Origin of the sequence: Microterricola gilva, assembly GCF_004217495.1 — a bacterium.
GTDB classification, from domain to species: Bacteria; Actinomycetota; Actinomycetes; order Actinomycetales; family Microbacteriaceae; genus Microterricola; species Microterricola gilva.
This window is the reverse complement of the sequence record NZ_SHLC01000001.1, coordinates 3123713-3139373: the sequence shown is the minus strand read 5'-3', so window position 1 is coordinate 3139373 and position 15661 is coordinate 3123713. Positions and strand designations below refer to the sequence as shown.

Below are 15661 nucleotides of genomic sequence, written 5' to 3'. Positions count from 1 at the left end.
CAGCGGGAGGGTTCCATGAGCGACGCGCACGGAGCGGGGCGAGCGCAGTTCGCCGCGATGATGCGGCTGCCGGGGGTGCCATGGTTCATGGCGACCTCGGCGGTCGCACGCCTCCCCATCGCCATGGCGAGCATCGCCTTCCTGCTCTACGTCCAACGGATGACCGGCACCTTCGCCGATTCGGGTTTGGTCAGCGGCTGCGTGCTTCTCGGTGTCGCCTTCGGCACCGTGGCCCAGGGGCGGCTGATCGACGCGTTCGGCATGCGACGCACCCTCGCGCCTGTGCTCGTGCTGTTCTCGCTCGTGGCGGCGATGAACTTCGCGGTCGTCGAGCTGCGCGCCCCGGTCGCCGTGCTGGCGGCGTCCGCACTGCTGTTCGGCGTCACGCAACCCTCCGTGTCGCCGGCCTCCCGCTCGGTGTGGGCCACGGAGCTGCCGAGCGGTCGGATGCTGGATGCGGCTCTCAGCTACGAGGCGATCAGCCTCGAGATCTTCTTCATCCTCGGGCCGGCACTGGCCGGAGGTCTCGCGGCACTGCCATGGGCCGGAACCGGGTTGCTGGTCACCGTCGTGCTGCTCGTCGGCGGCTCGGCGGCGTTCCTGGCGATGCCGCTCGTCGGGCGGGCCGGGCGGAAGGAACGTCGGGGAGAGCTGCGGCGGATCGAGCGGCGCGAGAGCCGGCGCGTGTCGCGCGCACTGGTGCGGAACCCCGGCCTGCACACCCTGGTGCTCATCGCCGGCGGCTTCGGGGTGCTCCTCGGCACGGTCGAGGTCGTTGTCCCCGCCGTGGCGGTCGACGCCGGGAATCTCGCGCTCGGCGGGGTGCTGATCGGAGCATGGTCGCTCACCTCGGTGGCATTCGGCCTCGTCTACGGCATCCGGCCGTGGCCGCGGGCCCTGCACAGGCGGGCGCCAGTGCTGCTCGCCGGCTTCGCTGTCCTGATCGCGATCATGACCATTCCGCTGAGCTTCGCCGGCTTCGTCGTCGCGCTGATGATCGCTGGCACGCTCATCACACCGCAGGCGACGGCGCATTCCCTGCTCGTCGATCGGATCGCCCCGGCGGCCGCATCCGGTGAGGCGTTCGCCTGGGTCGTCACGGCGGTCACGCTGGGGCTGGGCCTGGGGCAGGGGAGTGCCGGCCTGCTCGTCGCGGCCGCCGGTGTGCAGTCGGCGCTCCTCGCTGCAGTGCTCGCCGGCCTCCTCATCGCCGGCATCGCCTGGCTTCGCCGAGCGACCCTCCTCCCAGCCGGACCGGCGACGGCCGCATCCACCCCCATCGATCCGATGCCGGCTGTGGCCGCATCTCACCCGGAGACGACATGACAACCACGCTCTACCTCAGCGACCTCGACGGCACCCTGCTTGCCTCGGACGGCACGCTCAGCGCTGTCACGCGCACGACGATCAATCGCCTGGTCGCGGACGAGGGCCTGCTGTTCAGTTACGCGACCGCGCGCTCATATGAGTCCGCCCGCGTCGTGCTGGCCGGTCTCGATGTGCGGATCCCGGTGGCCGTCTACGGTGGTGCGCTCATCGTCGATGGGCGAAACGGCGAGGTGCTGGCGCGGCACGGACTGGACGGGTCTGTGGTCGCGCTTGTGCTCGCCGAGTGCCGGGCCAGGCAGCTGCCGCCACTCGTCTACGAGTTTCGCGACGGCCGGGATTGGGTCAGATGGAACCGGGCCGAGGAGAGTGCCGGCACCCGCAACTACACGGTGTCCAGGGCGGGCGACCCCCGGATGCGCCCCGTCGATTCCTGGGCGGAGCTTCCGGAGACCGACGTCTTCTACCTGACCATCATCGGAGGGCGTGAGGCCATCGAGCAGGCGGCGGAGGCGCTGGTCGCTCCGCTCGCGGGTCGAGCGCACATTGTCGTGCAGCGCGACAACTACTTCCCCGATGAGTACTGGCTCGAGATCAGCGCCGTCGAAGCGAACAAGGCGGTCGCCGCCGCCGAGCTGCAGCGCCACGCCGGCGCTGCCCGCCTCGTCTGTTTCGGCGACAACAACAATGACCTGCCGATGTTCGCGGTCGCCGATGCGAGTTTCGCGATGGCCAACGCCAACGCGATGGTGCGCGGGGCGGCGTCCGCCGTCGTCGCAGCCAACGATGACGACGCCGTTGTGCACCAGATCGCACTGCTGCACAGCACATGAAACGGCCCCGAGGCGCCGTGATTCCGGTGCCTCGGGGCCGCGCATCCGCTGAGCGGCAGGTGCCGTGTGGGCTCAGCCGATGCGGATCATCTTCTTGTTGACGAACTCGTCCGCGCCGAAGCGGCCGAGCTCGCGGCCGGAGCCGGAACGCTTGACGCCACCGAACGGCAGCTCGGCGCCGTCCGCCGCGACGACGTTGATGAACACCATGCCCGCCTCGATGCCGTCGGCCACGCGAAGCGCCTGCTCCGGGTCGGTGGTGAACACGAAGGAGCCGAGACCGAACGGGGTGTCGTTGGCGAGCTCGATCGCCTCGGCCTCTGAGGCGACGCGGTAGATCGAGGCGACGGGGCCGAAGAACTCCTCGTGGTAGACGTCGTTGCCCGGGGCGATGTCGGTGAGCACGGTCGCCGGGAAGAACGTGCCGTTGCGCGGAGCGCCGGCCACGAGCGTCGCACCCTGGGCGACTGCGCGGTCGAGCTGGTCCTGCAGGCCGTCGGCGGCCTTGGCCGAGGAGAGCGGGCCGAGGTTGGTGCCCTCCGCCATCGGGTCGCCGGGTGCTGAGGCGGTGAAGGCGGCCGTGAACTTGGCGAGGAAGTCGTCGTAGAGCTCATCGATGATGATGAAACGCTTGGCGGCGTTGCATGCCTGGCCGTTGTTGTCGATGCGGGCGAGCACGGCGGCCTCGACGGTCGCGTCGAGGTCGTCGGTGCTGAGCAGGATGAACGGGTCGGACCCGCCGAGCTCGAGCACGACCTTCTTCAGGTGGCGCCCCGCAATCTCGGCCACGGCCGCGCCGGCGCGCTCTGAGCCGGTCAGCGAGACGCCCTGAACGCGCGGGTCGGCGATGATCGTGGCGATCTGCTCGTGCGAGGCGTAGATGTTGACGTAGGCGCCGACGGGGAACCCGGCGTCGAGGAAGATCTGCTCGATGGCCGCGGCGGATTCCGGGCACTGCTCTGCGTGCTTGAGCAGGATGGTGTTGCCGACGATCAGGTTCGGGCCGGCGAAGCGGGCCACCTGGTAGTAGGGGAAGTTCCACGGCATGATGCCGAGCAGCACACCGAGCGAGCGCCGGCGGATCAACGCCGAACCCTCGCCGGCGAGCAGCGTGATCGGCTCGTCGGCCATCAGCGACTCGGCGTTGTCTGCGTAGTACTCGAAGATGTAGGCGGCGAAGTCCACCTCGCCGAGGGCCTGCTCGAGCGGCTTGCCCATCTCGCGCACGATGATCTCGGCGAGGGCGTCGCGACGCTCGACGTGCAGCTCGGCGACACGGCGGATCAGCGCCGCGCGCTCGGCGACAGTCGAACCCCGTGACCACCCGCGATGCGCGGCGTCCGCGCTGTCGATCGCGGCCGCAAGCTCGGCGTCCGTGATGGTCGGGTATCGCTTGACTGTTTCGCCCGTCGCCGGGTTGGTTACTGCATACGCGCTCATGGGTTCCTCTCAACCGCTACGGCATCGCACGACTCGAGGCGAGCAGCGATGCACACGTGCGACAAGCTTATGGGCAAGGTGTGCCCGGGTGAATGGACGTGATGGCAAAATGTCGCCCGGTATTCGACAGGCTGGCGAAGCCGCCGCGCGGTCGAACGCTCAGGCGGCCGGCGCGTCAACGGTGCCCGGATTCGCGACGACGACCGCGCGAATGCGGTCGTAGCTGAGCCCGACCCGCTCGCCCCGCTCGGCTACGTGGGCTGCGTGCACGGTGCAGCTGATCGGCCGGGGGAGGCCCGGTACCGCGACGGAGACGGTGGAGGACCCGCCGAGGAAGAAGGTGTCGACGACGGTGCCCTCGATCGCGCCGTCTGTTCCGGTGATCCGCACATCCTCCGGGCGGAGCACGAGAGTCACCTGGTCGCCTGGGGCATGGTTGTGCGTGGCAGGCAGGAAGCCGATCGCCGGCGTCGTGACGCCGCCGGCCACCGCCGTTCCATCGATGAGATTCGCCGAGCCGATGAAGTTGGCCACGAAGCGCGTCGACGGGCTCGAGTAGAGCCCGACAGGGTTGTCGAGCTGCTCGATCGCACCACGGTTCAAGACGGCGACGCGGTCGGCCATCGACATCGCCTCCTCCTGGTCGTGGGTGACGACGACGAAGGTCATGCCGACCTCGTGCTGCATCCGCTTGAGTTCGAGCTGCATCTCGGCGCGCACCTTGCGGTCGAGCGCCGAGAGGGGCTCGTCGAGCAGCAGGAGCCGGGGGCGCTTGACGAGCGCCCTGGCCAGGGCGACCCTCTGCCGCTGGCCGCCGGAGAGCTTCGCCGGACGGCGGCGCTCGAACTCGGAGAGACCGATGATGTCGAGCATCTCGCCGACCCGGCGCCGGATCTCGGCCTTCTCGACCCCGTCGGCCTCAAGCCCGTACGCGATGTTCTGGCCGACGGTCATGTGCGGGAACAGCGCGTACGACTGGAACATCATGTTGATCGGCCTGCGATGCGCAGGCAGGGAGGTCAGATCCTGTCCGTCGAGCAGAATGCTCCCGGCGCTCGGCGTCTCGAAGCCGGCGATCGCGCGCAGGAGGGTCGTCTTGCCGCACCCGGACGGGCCGAGCAGGGCGAAGAACTCGTTGTCGGCGATCGACAGGGAGATGTCCTTCAGCGCGGCCACCTCGCCGTAGCTGTGGCTGAGGCCACGGATGTCGAGGAGGGGCGCGGTGGTCGTGGTCGTGCTCATAGGGAATCCGTCACTCGGGTCAGGCGTTGCGCACCGATCACGGTGAGAACGCTCACGAACAGCAGCATGGTCGCGAGGGCGTTGACCTCGGGGGTGACGCCGAAGCGGACCATGGAATAGATGGCAATGGGCAGGGTCGGGGTGGTCGGGGCCGCGGTGAAGAAGGCCATCACGAACTCGTCCAGGGAGAGCGTGAACGACAACAGCGCACCGGCGACGATGCCGGGTGCGAGCTGCGGCAGGGTGACCTTCATGAACGTCCGCATCGCCCCGGCGCCGAGATCCTGCGACGCCTCCTCCAGATTCGGGTCGAGACTGGCCAGGCGCGCCAAGACGATCGCCGTGACGAACGCCATGGCGAATGTCACGTGCGCGATCACGACAGAGTGCAGTCCGAGCGTGACACCGAGCAGCGAGAACAGGCTGAGCAGTCCGATCGCGAGCAGCAGATCGGGCAGCAGGGCCGGCGCGATGGCGAAGGCGCGCACCAGCCCGCCGCGTGTATAGCGGTGGATGCCGACCGCGAGCAGTGTTCCGAGTGCGGTGGCGAGCAGGGTCACCAGGCTGGCGACGATGAGCGTGTTGCGGAGCCCGGTCGTGATCGCCTCATCAGCGAACACCGCCGGGTACCACTCCAGGGAGAAGCCGCGCCAGACGAACAGGTTCGCCGAGGCGTTGAACGACATGATCACGACGACGAGGATCGGCAGGTACAGGAAGAGGTAGGTGAGCCAGAACGGCAGCTTGATCAGCCGGGAGTTACGCACGGGTGGTCACCTTCCTCTCGGCCGGGCCCTCGGTCACCCGGCGGGATGCCCGCTGCTGGGCGAAGAGCAGCAGCAGGAGCATGATCGTCAGCACGAGTGCGATGGCGGCACCGAACGGCCAGTCGCGTGCCTTGAGGAACTGATCGCGCACGAGGTTGCCGATCAGCACGGTCTTGCCGCCGCCGAGCAGCTCCGGGATGACGAAGTTGCCCATCGCCGGCACGAACACGAAGACGCAACCGGTGAGCACGCCGGGAATCGAGAGCGGAAAGGTGACCGTGCGGAACACCCGCCATGGGCTCGACCCGAGATTCGTCGCGGCCTCAGCCAGCTGGGCGTCCTGCGCAGACAACGAGGAGTACAGCGGCAGCACCATGAGCGGCAGGTACATGTACAGCAATCCGACGACGACGGCCGGCTGCGTGTAGAGCAGTGTGAGCGGTTCGTCGATGATGCCGACCGCCTGCAAGCCCTGGTTGATCCACCCCGCGTTGTTCAGCAGCAGGATCCAGGCGTAGGTGCGGATCAGGAAGTTGGTCCAGAACGGCAACAGCACTGCGACCAGGGCGATGGTGCGCCACTTGGCCGGCAGGCGCGTGATCACGAGTGCCGTCGGGTAGCCGAGCAGAAGCGCCAGCAACGTGACGATCAGCCCGATGCCCACAGAGGTCGCGATGACCTTGAGGTAGAGCGGGTCGGCTAGGCGCGCGAAGTTGTCGAGGGTGAAGGTGAACTGCACGCCGCCGAAGCGGCCGCGGGTGAAGAAGGCGTAACTGGTGATCAGCAGGATCGGCACGGCCACGAAGAGGCTGAGCACCACCATGCCGGGGGCGAGGAAGGGCGCGGGCGCCCACCTCCGGCGCGACCCACGAGGGGCGGCGCCGGAGGGGGCGGTGTCGGATGTCACGGAGCCGTGCCCTGTCTAGCCTGCGGCCATGATCTCGGTGGCCAACTTCGTGTACTCGGGACTGAACTCGCCGAGGTCAACGATGGTCTCCTGCTCGAGCAGTTCGGCCGGGGACATGGCGAGGTTCGGGTACGCGGCGATCACGGCCGGGTCGACGAGGGCCATGGCGGCCTCGTTGGGAACCTTGTACAGGATGTTCTCCGCCACCCAGGACTGCACGTCGGCCTCGAGAATGTAGTTCACGAAGGCCATCGCGGCCTCCTTGTTCTTCGAGGTCTTCAGCACGGTCATCGTGTCGACCCAGAGGTCGCTTCCCTCCTCCGGGACGACGAACTTGATGTTCGGGTCCTCGGCGATGCCGTAGTTGCACCATCCGTCCCACGCCTCGGTCATCGATGCCTCGCCGGAGACGAGCTTCGTGTAGAAGGTCGTGTCATCGAAGGCAAGCAGGGTGTCCTTGGTTGTCAGCATCTGCTCCTTGACCGCGTCGAGGTCGTCGGGGTTGGTCGAGTTGACGGAGAGGCCCATCGCCTTCAGCGCCGGCAGCGCCATCCAGCGTTCCGTCGAGAGCATCGTCGTCTTGCCGACGAGGTCCGGTGCAGGCTCCAGCAGCTCGTTCCATGACGTTGGGGTGGTCGGGACCAGGTCGGAGCGGTAGCAGAGCCCCGTCGTGCCCCACGCGTACGGCATCGAGAAGGTGTTGCCGGGGTCATAGGCGAGTTCCTGGGCCTCCGCGTACAGGTTCTTCTCGTTGGGGATGAGTGACTCGTCGAGTGGCTGCAGCAGGCCGGCCTCATTCAGGGCCTGCGCGTACTGCCCAGAGACGAAGGCGACGTCGATGCCGGAGTCGCCACCGGCGGTGAGCTTGCCCATGACCTCCTCATTGGTCGCGTGATTCACGATCGTGATCGGGATGCCGGTGGCCGCCTCGAAGGTCTCGGCGAGATCCTCGGGGTAGTAGTCGGCCCACACGCTGACGACGAGGCTCTGCTCGGTCACGTCGGCGTTCGGGTCGAGCTCGGCGCTCTCGGATCCGGCGGAGCATGAAGCGAGAGCCAGCGTTGCGACGGTTGCCATCGCAAGCAGCGAGACTTTCCTGTAATGCATGGTGCCTCCACAGTGTCGGGAATGCGTCGCGTCCACGTTGATCGCGACCCGCGCCAGCGGTGCGTCGTGGCGTGTGAGTAAAGTATGGGCGCGACGCGCCGTGTGATCAACAGTTTTTATGTAACGGTTTTGCGCATTGAGCAAATTTGTGAGAGCAAGCTTGCGCTTTTTCGTTGACATCTCGGCCGGAATGGATAGTGTGAAATCCCGGCATACGGCACCGCAGGGTGTCGGCCGACAGTGGGGCAATGAGGCGCCGCTGTTGAGAGAGAGGTAGCTCGTGAATTTCATGCCAACGCCCCCGAAGCAGCAGCTCTACATCGACGGGCAGTTCACCGACGGAACGTCAGGCGAATCGTTCGACGTGATCAGCCCCGTCACCGGAGAGCGCATCGCCACCCTGCCCCTGCCGAGTTCGGCCGATCTCGATCGGGCGGTTGCCGCAGCACGCGCCGCTCAGCGCGAGTGGCGTCAGGTCGGAGTCTGGCAGCGGGCCGCCATCTGCCACCGCATCGGAGACGAGCTTGAGAAGCGTGTCGACGACCTCGCCCGATTGCAGACCCTCGAGCAGGGAAAGCCGCTCGCGGAGTCTGTCGCCGACATCAAGGAAGCGGCGCAGCTGTTCCACCTGCACGCGGAGGACGCGGTTCGTCTGCACGGTGAGACCTTCCCCTCGAATGACACGAACAAGCGGATGTGGTCGTTCTACAAGCCCGTCGGCACCTGGGCGATCATCACCCCCTGGAACTTCCCGCTCCTCATGCTCGCCGAATTCGTTGCCCCCGGCCTCGCCACGGGCAACGCCCACGTGGTGAAGCCGCCGACACACACCTCGCTGACCGTGCTTGCCGCGCTCGAGGCCTTCGAGGCCGCCGGCGTGCCGAAGGGCCTCGTCAACGTGCTTCCTGGCGAGGGCGATTTCGGGTCGAAGCTGGTCTCCCACGACGGCATCGACGCGATCGGCTTCATCGGTTCCTCGGCGACCGGGGCGAAGATCCACGCGACATCAGGGCTCAAGCGCTCGATCATGGAGCTCTCGGGCAACGGCCCGCTGATCGTGCTCGAAGACGCCGATCTGCAGCGCGCGGCGCAGGCCGCCGCAGACGGTGCCTACTTCTGCGCCGGCCAGGTCTGCTGCGCGACCGAGCGCGTGCTCGTGCATGCCAATGTGCACGACGCCTTCATCGAGCAACTCCTGAAGACCGTCGACGGTGTCACCCTCGGCAACCCGTTCGACTCGGCCGTCAACCTCGGGCCGCTCAACAACGAAGGCGTCGCATCGAAGATGGACAGGCACATGGAGGATGCCCGCACGCGCGGCTTCGACGTGCTGGCCGGTGGCGGCAGGCGCTCGGGCCAGCCGACCGATCTCTACTACGAGTTCACGATCGTCGACGGCGTCAGCGAAGACAGCCTGCTCAGCGTCGAGGAGTCGTTCGGCCCGGTCGTTCCCGTGATCACGGGGGCCTCGGATGACGAGCTGCTGCGCATCGCGAACGCCGACGCGCTCGGCCTGCAGTCGGCCGTGTTCACGAACGATTTGTCGAAGGCCTACCGCTTCGTCGAGGAGATCGAGACCGGCCAGGTCATCGTGAACGACAGCAACGGATTCTGGGACATCAACATGCCGTTCGGTGGTGCGGGCGGCAAGAACACCGGTTGGGGCCGGATCGGTGGCAAGCACACGCTGATCGACATGAGCGATCTGCGCACGGGCGTCATCCACCTCAACCGCTGAACACGTGCGCCGCGCAGAGCGGCGCCGAGCCGTGGTGCCTCGCCGAGCGCGGCGAGGCACCACGCAGCCCACCCCCAATTGCGAGGAGTCGCACCATGCCGTCATCCGCGACCATTCCGGGCCTGCAACAGGCTCGTCCCGTTCCGTTCTGGATCGACAACGCGCAGGCGCCGGAACGCCTCCCCGCCCTGCGCGCCACCATCGACACCGAGCTTCTCGTCGTCGGCGGGGGATACACCGGCCTCTGGACGGCGCTGTTGGCCAAGGAGGCCGATCGCGAAGCGCGGGTGGTCCTGCTCGAAGCCGGCGGTCTCGGCAATGCGGCGAGCGGCCGCAATGGCGGGTTCTGCTCGCCGAGTCTGACCCATGGCTTCACCAACGGCATCGAGCGCTGGCCGGAGGAGATCGACACGCTGGTGCGACTGGGCATCGAGAACCTGCACGCGATGCAGGCGACGCTCGAGCGTTACGGCATCGACGCCGACTTCGTGATGTCTGGAAAGGTCGCATTCGCGCGCACCCCGTGGGAGGCCGCCGGGCTCGAGGAGGCGGCACAGGCCAGTACAGCCCACGGCGACCCTGCACGATTCATCCCGGCAGAGGAGATCCCCGAGTGGACGAGCTCGCTGTCGTACGTCGCCGGCATGCACATGCCGAACTATGCGCTCGTCGACCCGTACAAGCTCGTCCTGGGGCTGCGCCGGGTGTGCCTCGAGCTCGGCGTGCAGATCTATGAAGACTCCGCCGCGCTCGGCCTCGACAGCAACGATCCGGGCCACGTGACCGTCCGCACGGCCGATGGCGCCGTGCGCGCCGCCCGTGTCGCACTGGCGACCAACGTCTTCCAGCCGCTGCTGCGCAGGCTCAGCCTCGTCACGATCCCCGTCTACGACTACGCCATCGTGACCGAACCGCTCAGCGAGGAGGAGTTCGCCAGCATCGGCTGGACGGGCGACGTCGGTCTCACCGATGCGGGCAACCAGTTCCACTACTACCGCAAGACGCCGGACGGGCGAATCCTCTGGGGTGGCTACGACGCGATCTACCACTACGGTTCAGCGCGCGATGAGTCGAAGACCCAGCGCCAGGAAACCTTCGACAAGCTTGCAGCCCAGTTCTACGCGACGTACCCGCAGCTCGCCCATGTGCGGTTCAGCCACCAGTGGGGTGGCGTCGTCGATTCCTCGACGCGCTTCTGCCTCACAACGGGGACCGCGGCGAACGGGCGGATCGCCTATGCGCTGGGCTTCACCGGGCTCGGCGTCACGGCGACCCGCTTCGCCGCCCAGGTCATGCTCGACCTGCTGGCCGGGCGATCCACCGAGCGCACGCAGCTCGCGATGATCCGCCGCAAACCGGTGCCGTTCCCGCCGGAGCCGGTGCGCTACCTCGGGGTCCAACTCACCCGCTGGTCGATGGCCAGGCAGGACGAGACCGGCCGGCGCAACCTGTGGCTGCGCATGATGGACGCCCTCGGTCTCGGTTTTGACTCGTAACGTCGGCCGCGCCGACGGCGGTAACGTGGGAGCCATGACCTCACCGGTGAGCATGGACGACACGGATCGGCAGATCATCACGGCGCTACAGGCCGATGGGCGGCGCGCGTTCAAGCAGATCGCGGAGGATCTCGGCATCCCGGCCTCGTCGGTCAGGTACCGCACCCGCCGGCTCGAGGAGCTCGGGATCCTGCAGGTCGTCGGCATCGCCAACCCGCTCGCGATCGGCTTCGACCGGCTGGCCATGATCGGCATCCGCACGGCAGCGGGGAAGGCGCGCGCCGTGTGCAGCGCGCTCGCCGAATTGCCCGAGACGAGTTACGTCATCCTGACGACCGGGCAGTTCGATGTGATGGCCGAGGTGATCTGTCGCGACATCGAGCACTTCACCGACGTGGTGAACGACCGGATGCAGGCGATCGACGGCGTGGTGTCGACCGAATCCTTCTTCGTCCTCGAGGCGCACAAGCTCGCGTACGGCTGGGGGGTCGGAAACGTGCCAGGTCCGGCCGAGGCCGCCGCGGGGAGTCCCGCGCGCTCCTGACCGGGGCGAAGGCGGATGGGCATGGAGCAGCCGACGGTCGATTCGGGGCGTGGCCCGCTGTCCGGTGTGCGCGTCGCCGACTTCTCCCGCGTGCTGGCCGGCCCATACGCCACCATGATGCTCGCCGACTTCGGCGCAGACGTGATCAAGATCGAGAGCCGCGATGGCGACGAGACGCGCGGCTGGCTGCCGCCGGTCGACGCAGCGGGTGACTCCACCTACTTCGGCAGTGTCAACCGCAACAAGCGAGCCGTGGTCTGTGACTTCACGACGGACGCCGGTCTCGCCGAGGCGCGGCGGCTGGCCGCAAGCGCCGACGTCGTCGTGCAGAACTTCCGACCGGGCGTCATGGAACGCTTCGGCCTCGACGAGCCGACCGTGCGCGCAGACAACCCCGGTGTCGTCTACTGCTCGATCACCGGCTTCGGCGACGGTGCCGGTGCGGCGCTCGCCGGATACGACCTGCTCGTTCAGGCCGTCGGCGGCCTGATGAGCATCACCGGATCGGCGGACGGCGATCCGAGCAAGGTCGGCGTCGCGCTCGTCGACGTGCTCAGCGGGCAGAACGCGTTCGCGGGCATCCTGCTCGCGTTGCGCAGCAGGGACGCAGGCGGCCCCGGTCAGCACGTGCGGGTGAACCTGCTCAGCAGCCTGCTCGCCGCACTCACCAACCAGGCGGCCGGCACCATCGCGACCGGGGTGTCGCCGCAGCGCCTCGGCAACGCGCACCCGAGCATCGCACCGTACGAGCTGTTCCGCGCGGCAGACCGCGACCTCGTGATCGCCGTCGGCAACGACCGCCAGTTCCGCACCCTGCTGCGTCTGCTCGACGCCGCCGAGCTGGCCGAGGATGTGCGTTTCACCGACAACGCGAGCCGTGTCGCCCACCGCGCGGAGCTGCGCGCCATCATCGAGGGGCGTCTGGAGGCGGCATCCGCGGCGCACTGGGTGTCGGTGCTCTCGGATGCCGGCGTGCCGGCCGGTCTCGTCAACTCGATTGCCGAGGCACTCGACTTCGCCGCAGCCATCGGGCTGCCGACCGTGGTCGACATCGGCGATCCGGCGCGCGGCCGGAACGGGCGCTTCGTCGCCAACCCGATCCGGCTGGACGCCACGCCGCCGAGCTACCGCAGCATGCCACCCCGCCTCGGCGAGCACGACGGCGCCGACTGGCTGCCGCGCCAGCCATGAGAACGCCGCCCCAGAAAGGATGCACACCGTGACCGTTGCCCCCACCCCCCAGGTCGACTCCGTCTTCGAGCTCGACGCCCTCCTCAGCGACGAGGAACGCGCCTGGCAGCTGACGGCCAGGGCCTTCGCCACCGAGCGCATCCTCCCCGTGATCGAGGACGACTTCGAGAACAAGCACTTCCGCCGCGAGTTCGTGCGCGAGCTCGGGGCACTCGGCCTGCTCGGCATGCACCTCGACGGCTACGGCTGCGCTGGGGCAGGGGCGGTGAGCTACGGGCTGGTCTGCCTCGAGCTCGAGGCGGCAGACAGCGGCTGGCGCACCTTCGTGTCTGTGCAGGGCTCGCTCGCGATGTCGGCGATCCACAAGTACGGCTCGGAGGAGCAGAAGCAGCAGTGGCTGCCCGGCATGGCGGCCGGCGAGCTCGTCGGCTGTTTCGCCCTCACCGAGGCGGCAGGCGGCAGCGATCCAGCCGCCATGACCACGACGGCCAGACGCGAGGGCGACGAGTGGGTGCTCGACGGCGCGAAGCGCTGGATCGGACTGGCCAGCATCGCGGATGTCGCGATCGTGTGGGCGCGCGTCGATGACACGGCATCCGGGCAGGCAGGCAATCCGGGCGCCCAGGTGCGCGGCTTCCTCGTGCCGACCGCCACCGCCGGCTTCAGCGCCACCGCCATCGACGGCAAGCTCTCGATGCGTGCGTCGATCCAGTGCGATGTGCGTTTCGACGGCGTGCGGCTGCCGGCATCCGCGATGCTGCCGGGCGCGCGAGGGCTCTCCGGCCCGTTCGGCTGCCTCAACGAGGCGCGTTACGGCATCGTCTGGGGCGCGATGGGCGCTGCACGATCCTGCCTCGAGGCCGCCCTCGAGCGGGCCAAGTCCCGTGAGGTGTTCGGGCGCCCGATCGGCTCACGCCAGCTGGTGCAGGCGAAGCTCGCCGACATGCTGCTTGAGTACGAGAAGGGGGTGCTGCTCGCGCTGCACCTCGGCCGGCTCAAGGAACGCGGCGCGCTCACGGCGGCGCAGATCAGCGTCGGCAAGCTCAACAGCGTGCGCGAGGCTCTGCAGATCGCGCACGAGGCGCGCTCGATCCTCGCCGGTGACGGCATCACGAGCGCCTTCCCCGTCATGCGGCACGCCGCCAATCTGGAGGCGGTGCGCACCTACGAGGGGACCGACGAGATCCACGCCCTCGTGCTGGGGCGCGCGCTCACCGGCCTCTCCGCCTTCTGACGCCGGGCCGGCGCACGCGCGGGACACGGTCAGCTGATGTAGACCTTGCGCAGGGTCTCGGTCACGGTCCACACGGTGCGGGTGCCCGCGGCGAGACGCACGACGGCGCCGGGGAAGAGCTCGATCGTCTCGCCATCGTCGTCGCCAGGCTCGAGTTCGACGGTCGCGCGACCGGCGATGACCACGAAGACCTCGTCCACCTCGACGTCGCTCATGGCGCCGACCGTCATCTCCCAGACGCCGATCTCAGCGTCCCCGAAACCGCCGAGTTCGACGGTGCCCGTGCTGGGGGAACCGGCGACAAGCTGCTCGGGCGGAACGGCTTCGTGGCTCAGGGTGATGGATGCGGCGGCGGTGACGATACCGGGGACGAGAATGCTCATGAGTCGAAGCCTAGTCCGAGAGCGTCGAGTGTCTTCAGCAGGATGTTGCGCTTCCCGAGGTTGTGATCGGCGCGGTCGAGCGACCAGCGGGTCGCGTTGATGCCGAGCGCCGCGGCCGGCTCAGGGGGGAAGGGCAACGGGCGCTCCCGCACCATGCGCAGCTGCGTGCGCTCGGTTTCGAGCCCGGCGAGCTGGTCGAGCATCACGTTGGCCGCGAAGCGGGTCGCGGCGACTCCGAGGCCGGTGTAGCCGGCCGCGTAGGCGACGCGGCCGCCGCGCGCCGTTCCGTAGAAGGCGGCGAAACGCGTGCAGGTATCGATCGCACCGGCCCACTTGTGCGTGAACCGGGCCCCCTCCAGCTGCGGGAACGTCGTGAAGAAGTGATTCGCGAGCAGCTCGAACGCGGCCGGGCGGTCCTCGTAGCGCTCGCGCACCCGCCTGCCGTAGTGGTAGACGGCGTCGTAGCCGCCGAACAGCACGCGGTTGTCGCGGGAGAGTCGGTAGTAGTGGAATTGGTTGGCGACGTCGCCGAGGCCCTGCCGGTTCTTCCAGCCGATCGCGGCCATCTGCTCGGCGCTGAGCGGCTCGGTCATGAGCGCGTAGTCGTAGACCGGCACCGTCATCAGCGCGTTGCGCTTGAGCAGCGACGGGAAGGCGTTCGTGGCGAGGATCACCTGGCGGGCGTGCACGCGGCCGCGATCTCCGTGCAGGGTGATGCCGGCGGCATCCGCCCCACCCGCGCCCGATTCGAGGTGCTTCACCGGGCTGTTCTCGACGATGCGCACCCCCATCTCCGTTGCGACGCGCGCCAGCTCGACGGCGAGCTTGGCCGGGTGCAGGATCGCCGAGCTGCGCTTGTGCCACAGGCCGGCGAGGTAGCTGGGGGAATTGACCTCGGCGCGCAGGGCATCGCCGTCGAGGAACACGGTGCTGTCGTCACCGTCCGCCACGGCGTCGGCCGCCGCCTCGCGCAGCCACTGCACCTGGTGCGGTTCAAGCGCGAGGTCGATCGCGCCGTTGCGCTCGAATTCGAAGTCCATGCCGAGCTCGGCGCTTGAAGCCTCGATCTCGTCGAGGTTCTCGAGGCCCAGGCGCTCGAGCTGCTCGAGTTCCTCCGGCCACCGGTTCTCGCCGTTCTCCCGGCCGTGGGTCAGGCTGGCCTCGCAGAAGCCGCCGTTGCGGCCGGATGCCGCCCAGCCGATGCGCTTGCCCTCCAACAGCACGACGCTCGCGCCGGGGTTGCGCTGCTTGGCGAGCACGGCGCTCCAGAGCCCGGTGTACCCGCCGCCCACGATCGCGAGGTCGGCGGTGAGTTCACCGTTGAGTCGGGGGTAGCGCTGGCGCTCGACGTCATCCAGCCAGAATGCGGCCTGCTTGGTGTCGGCCAGTGCATGCGCGACGACGGATGCCTCCGGCCGTCGTCGTTCGAAAACAGTCGTGCCCACGCGTATCA

The 15661-nt window shown here is 68.4% G+C and carries 14 protein-coding genes; 7 read left to right on the top strand and 7 right to left on the bottom strand.

The window, feature by feature from the left end:
* The first annotated feature begins 15 nt into the window (after window positions 1–15).
* Both EV379_RS14495 and EV379_RS14490 read left to right on the top strand, forming a co-directional pair.
* Window positions 16–1326 (top strand): MFS transporter, encoded by a 1311-nt coding sequence (locus EV379_RS14495; protein WP_130506759.1) that lies wholly within the window; start codon window positions 16–18, stop codon window positions 1324–1326.
* Window positions 1323–2159 carry an HAD-IIB family hydrolase gene (locus EV379_RS14490; RefSeq protein WP_130506758.1) on the top strand — a complete coding sequence of 279 codons (837 nt, stop codon included), beginning with the start codon at window positions 1323–1325 and terminating at the stop codon, window positions 2157–2159. The genes EV379_RS14495 and EV379_RS14490 overlap by 4 nt, the downstream gene beginning before the upstream one ends.
* A 72-nt stretch (window positions 2160–2231) precedes the next feature.
* Here the strand turns inward: EV379_RS14490 and EV379_RS14485 are convergent, their stop codons facing one another.
* The 5 genes from EV379_RS14485 to EV379_RS14465 all read right to left on the bottom strand — a co-directional run bounded on the left by EV379_RS14485 (window position 2232) and on the right by EV379_RS14465 (window position 7622).
* Window positions 2232–3599 (bottom strand): NAD-dependent succinate-semialdehyde dehydrogenase, encoded by a 1368-nt coding sequence (locus tag EV379_RS14485; protein ID WP_130506757.1) that lies wholly within the window; start codon window positions 3597–3599, stop codon window positions 2232–2234.
* A gap of 159 nt (window positions 3600–3758) precedes the next feature.
* Entirely contained in the window at window positions 3759–4841 is a 1083-nt protein-coding gene (locus EV379_RS14480) for an ABC transporter ATP-binding protein (protein WP_130506756.1), read from the bottom strand.
* Complete coding sequence (locus tag EV379_RS14475; protein WP_207226263.1) at window positions 4838–5608, bottom strand: ABC transporter permease; 771 nt, start codon at window positions 5606–5608, stop codon at window positions 4838–4840. The genes EV379_RS14480 and EV379_RS14475 overlap by 4 nt, the downstream gene beginning before the upstream one ends.
* Window positions 5601–6515, bottom strand: coding sequence for an ABC transporter permease (locus EV379_RS14470; protein WP_207226262.1), 915 nt, complete (start codon window positions 6513–6515; stop codon window positions 5601–5603). The genes EV379_RS14475 and EV379_RS14470 overlap by 8 nt, the downstream gene beginning before the upstream one ends.
* A gap of 15 nt (window positions 6516–6530) precedes the next feature.
* On the bottom strand, window positions 6531–7622 hold the full coding sequence (locus tag EV379_RS14465) for a polyamine ABC transporter substrate-binding protein (protein ID WP_130506755.1): 1092 nt from the start codon (window positions 7620–7622) through the stop codon (window positions 6531–6533).
* A 289-nt stretch (window positions 7623–7911) separates the two neighbouring features.
* Here EV379_RS14465 and EV379_RS14460 point away from each other — a divergent pair, with 289 nt between their 5' ends.
* From EV379_RS14460 to EV379_RS14440, 5 genes are all read left to right on the top strand, one after another.
* Complete coding sequence (locus EV379_RS14460) at window positions 7912–9360, top strand: aldehyde dehydrogenase family protein (RefSeq protein ID WP_130507505.1); 1449 nt, start codon at window positions 7912–7914, stop codon at window positions 9358–9360.
* A 95-nt stretch (window positions 9361–9455) separates the two neighbouring features.
* Window positions 9456–10856 (top strand): NAD(P)/FAD-dependent oxidoreductase, encoded by a 1401-nt coding sequence (locus EV379_RS14455; RefSeq protein ID WP_130506754.1) that lies wholly within the window; start codon window positions 9456–9458, stop codon window positions 10854–10856.
* 34 nt (window positions 10857–10890) lie between these two features.
* Entirely contained in the window at window positions 10891–11400 is a 510-nt protein-coding gene (locus EV379_RS14450) for an Lrp/AsnC family transcriptional regulator (RefSeq protein WP_130506753.1), read from the top strand.
* A 21-nt stretch (window positions 11401–11421) separates the two neighbouring features.
* Window positions 11422–12591, top strand: a complete 1170-nt coding sequence (locus EV379_RS14445) for a CaiB/BaiF CoA transferase family protein (protein WP_130506752.1) — start codon at window positions 11422–11424, stop codon at window positions 12589–12591.
* A 19-nt stretch (window positions 12592–12610) separates the two neighbouring features.
* Entirely contained in the window at window positions 12611–13825 is a 1215-nt protein-coding gene (locus tag EV379_RS14440; RefSeq protein WP_130506751.1) for an acyl-CoA dehydrogenase family protein, read from the top strand.
* 29 nt (window positions 13826–13854) lie between these two features.
* Here EV379_RS14440 and EV379_RS14435 read toward each other — a convergent pair whose 3' ends face one another.
* Window positions 13855–14208, bottom strand: coding sequence for a cupin domain-containing protein (locus tag EV379_RS14435; RefSeq protein WP_130506750.1), 354 nt, complete (start codon window positions 14206–14208; stop codon window positions 13855–13857).
* Window positions 14205–15653 (bottom strand): NAD(P)/FAD-dependent oxidoreductase, encoded by a 1449-nt coding sequence (locus EV379_RS14430; protein ID WP_130506749.1) that lies wholly within the window; start codon window positions 15651–15653, stop codon window positions 14205–14207. The genes EV379_RS14435 and EV379_RS14430 overlap by 4 nt, the downstream gene beginning before the upstream one ends.
* Window positions 15654–15661: the final 8 nt, after the last annotated feature.

Coding starts and splice junctions, on each gene's coding strand:
- EV379_RS14495 (WP_130506759.1), top strand. CDS start 16: ATGAGCGACGCGCACGGAGCGGGGCGAGCGCAGTTCGCCGCGATGATG.
- EV379_RS14490 (WP_130506758.1), top strand. CDS start 1,323: ATGACAACCACGCTCTACCTCAGCGACCTCGACGGCACCCTGCTTGCC.
- EV379_RS14485 (WP_130506757.1), bottom strand. CDS start 3,599: ATGAGCGCGTATGCAGTAACCAACCCGGCGACGGGCGAAACAGTCAAG.
- EV379_RS14480 (WP_130506756.1), bottom strand. CDS start 4,841: ATGAGCACGACCACGACCACCGCGCCCCTCCTCGACATCCGTGGCCTC.
- EV379_RS14465 (WP_130506755.1), bottom strand. CDS start 7,622: ATGCATTACAGGAAAGTCTCGCTGCTTGCGATGGCAACCGTCGCAACG.
- EV379_RS14460 (WP_130507505.1), top strand. CDS start 7,912: ATGCCAACGCCCCCGAAGCAGCAGCTCTACATCGACGGGCAGTTCACC.
- EV379_RS14455 (WP_130506754.1), top strand. CDS start 9,456: ATGCCGTCATCCGCGACCATTCCGGGCCTGCAACAGGCTCGTCCCGTT.
- EV379_RS14450 (WP_130506753.1), top strand. CDS start 10,891: ATGACCTCACCGGTGAGCATGGACGACACGGATCGGCAGATCATCACG.
- EV379_RS14445 (WP_130506752.1), top strand. CDS start 11,422: ATGGAGCAGCCGACGGTCGATTCGGGGCGTGGCCCGCTGTCCGGTGTG.
- EV379_RS14440 (WP_130506751.1), top strand. CDS start 12,611: ATGCACACCGTGACCGTTGCCCCCACCCCCCAGGTCGACTCCGTCTTC.
- EV379_RS14435 (WP_130506750.1), bottom strand. CDS start 14,208: ATGAGCATTCTCGTCCCCGGTATCGTCACCGCCGCCGCATCCATCACC.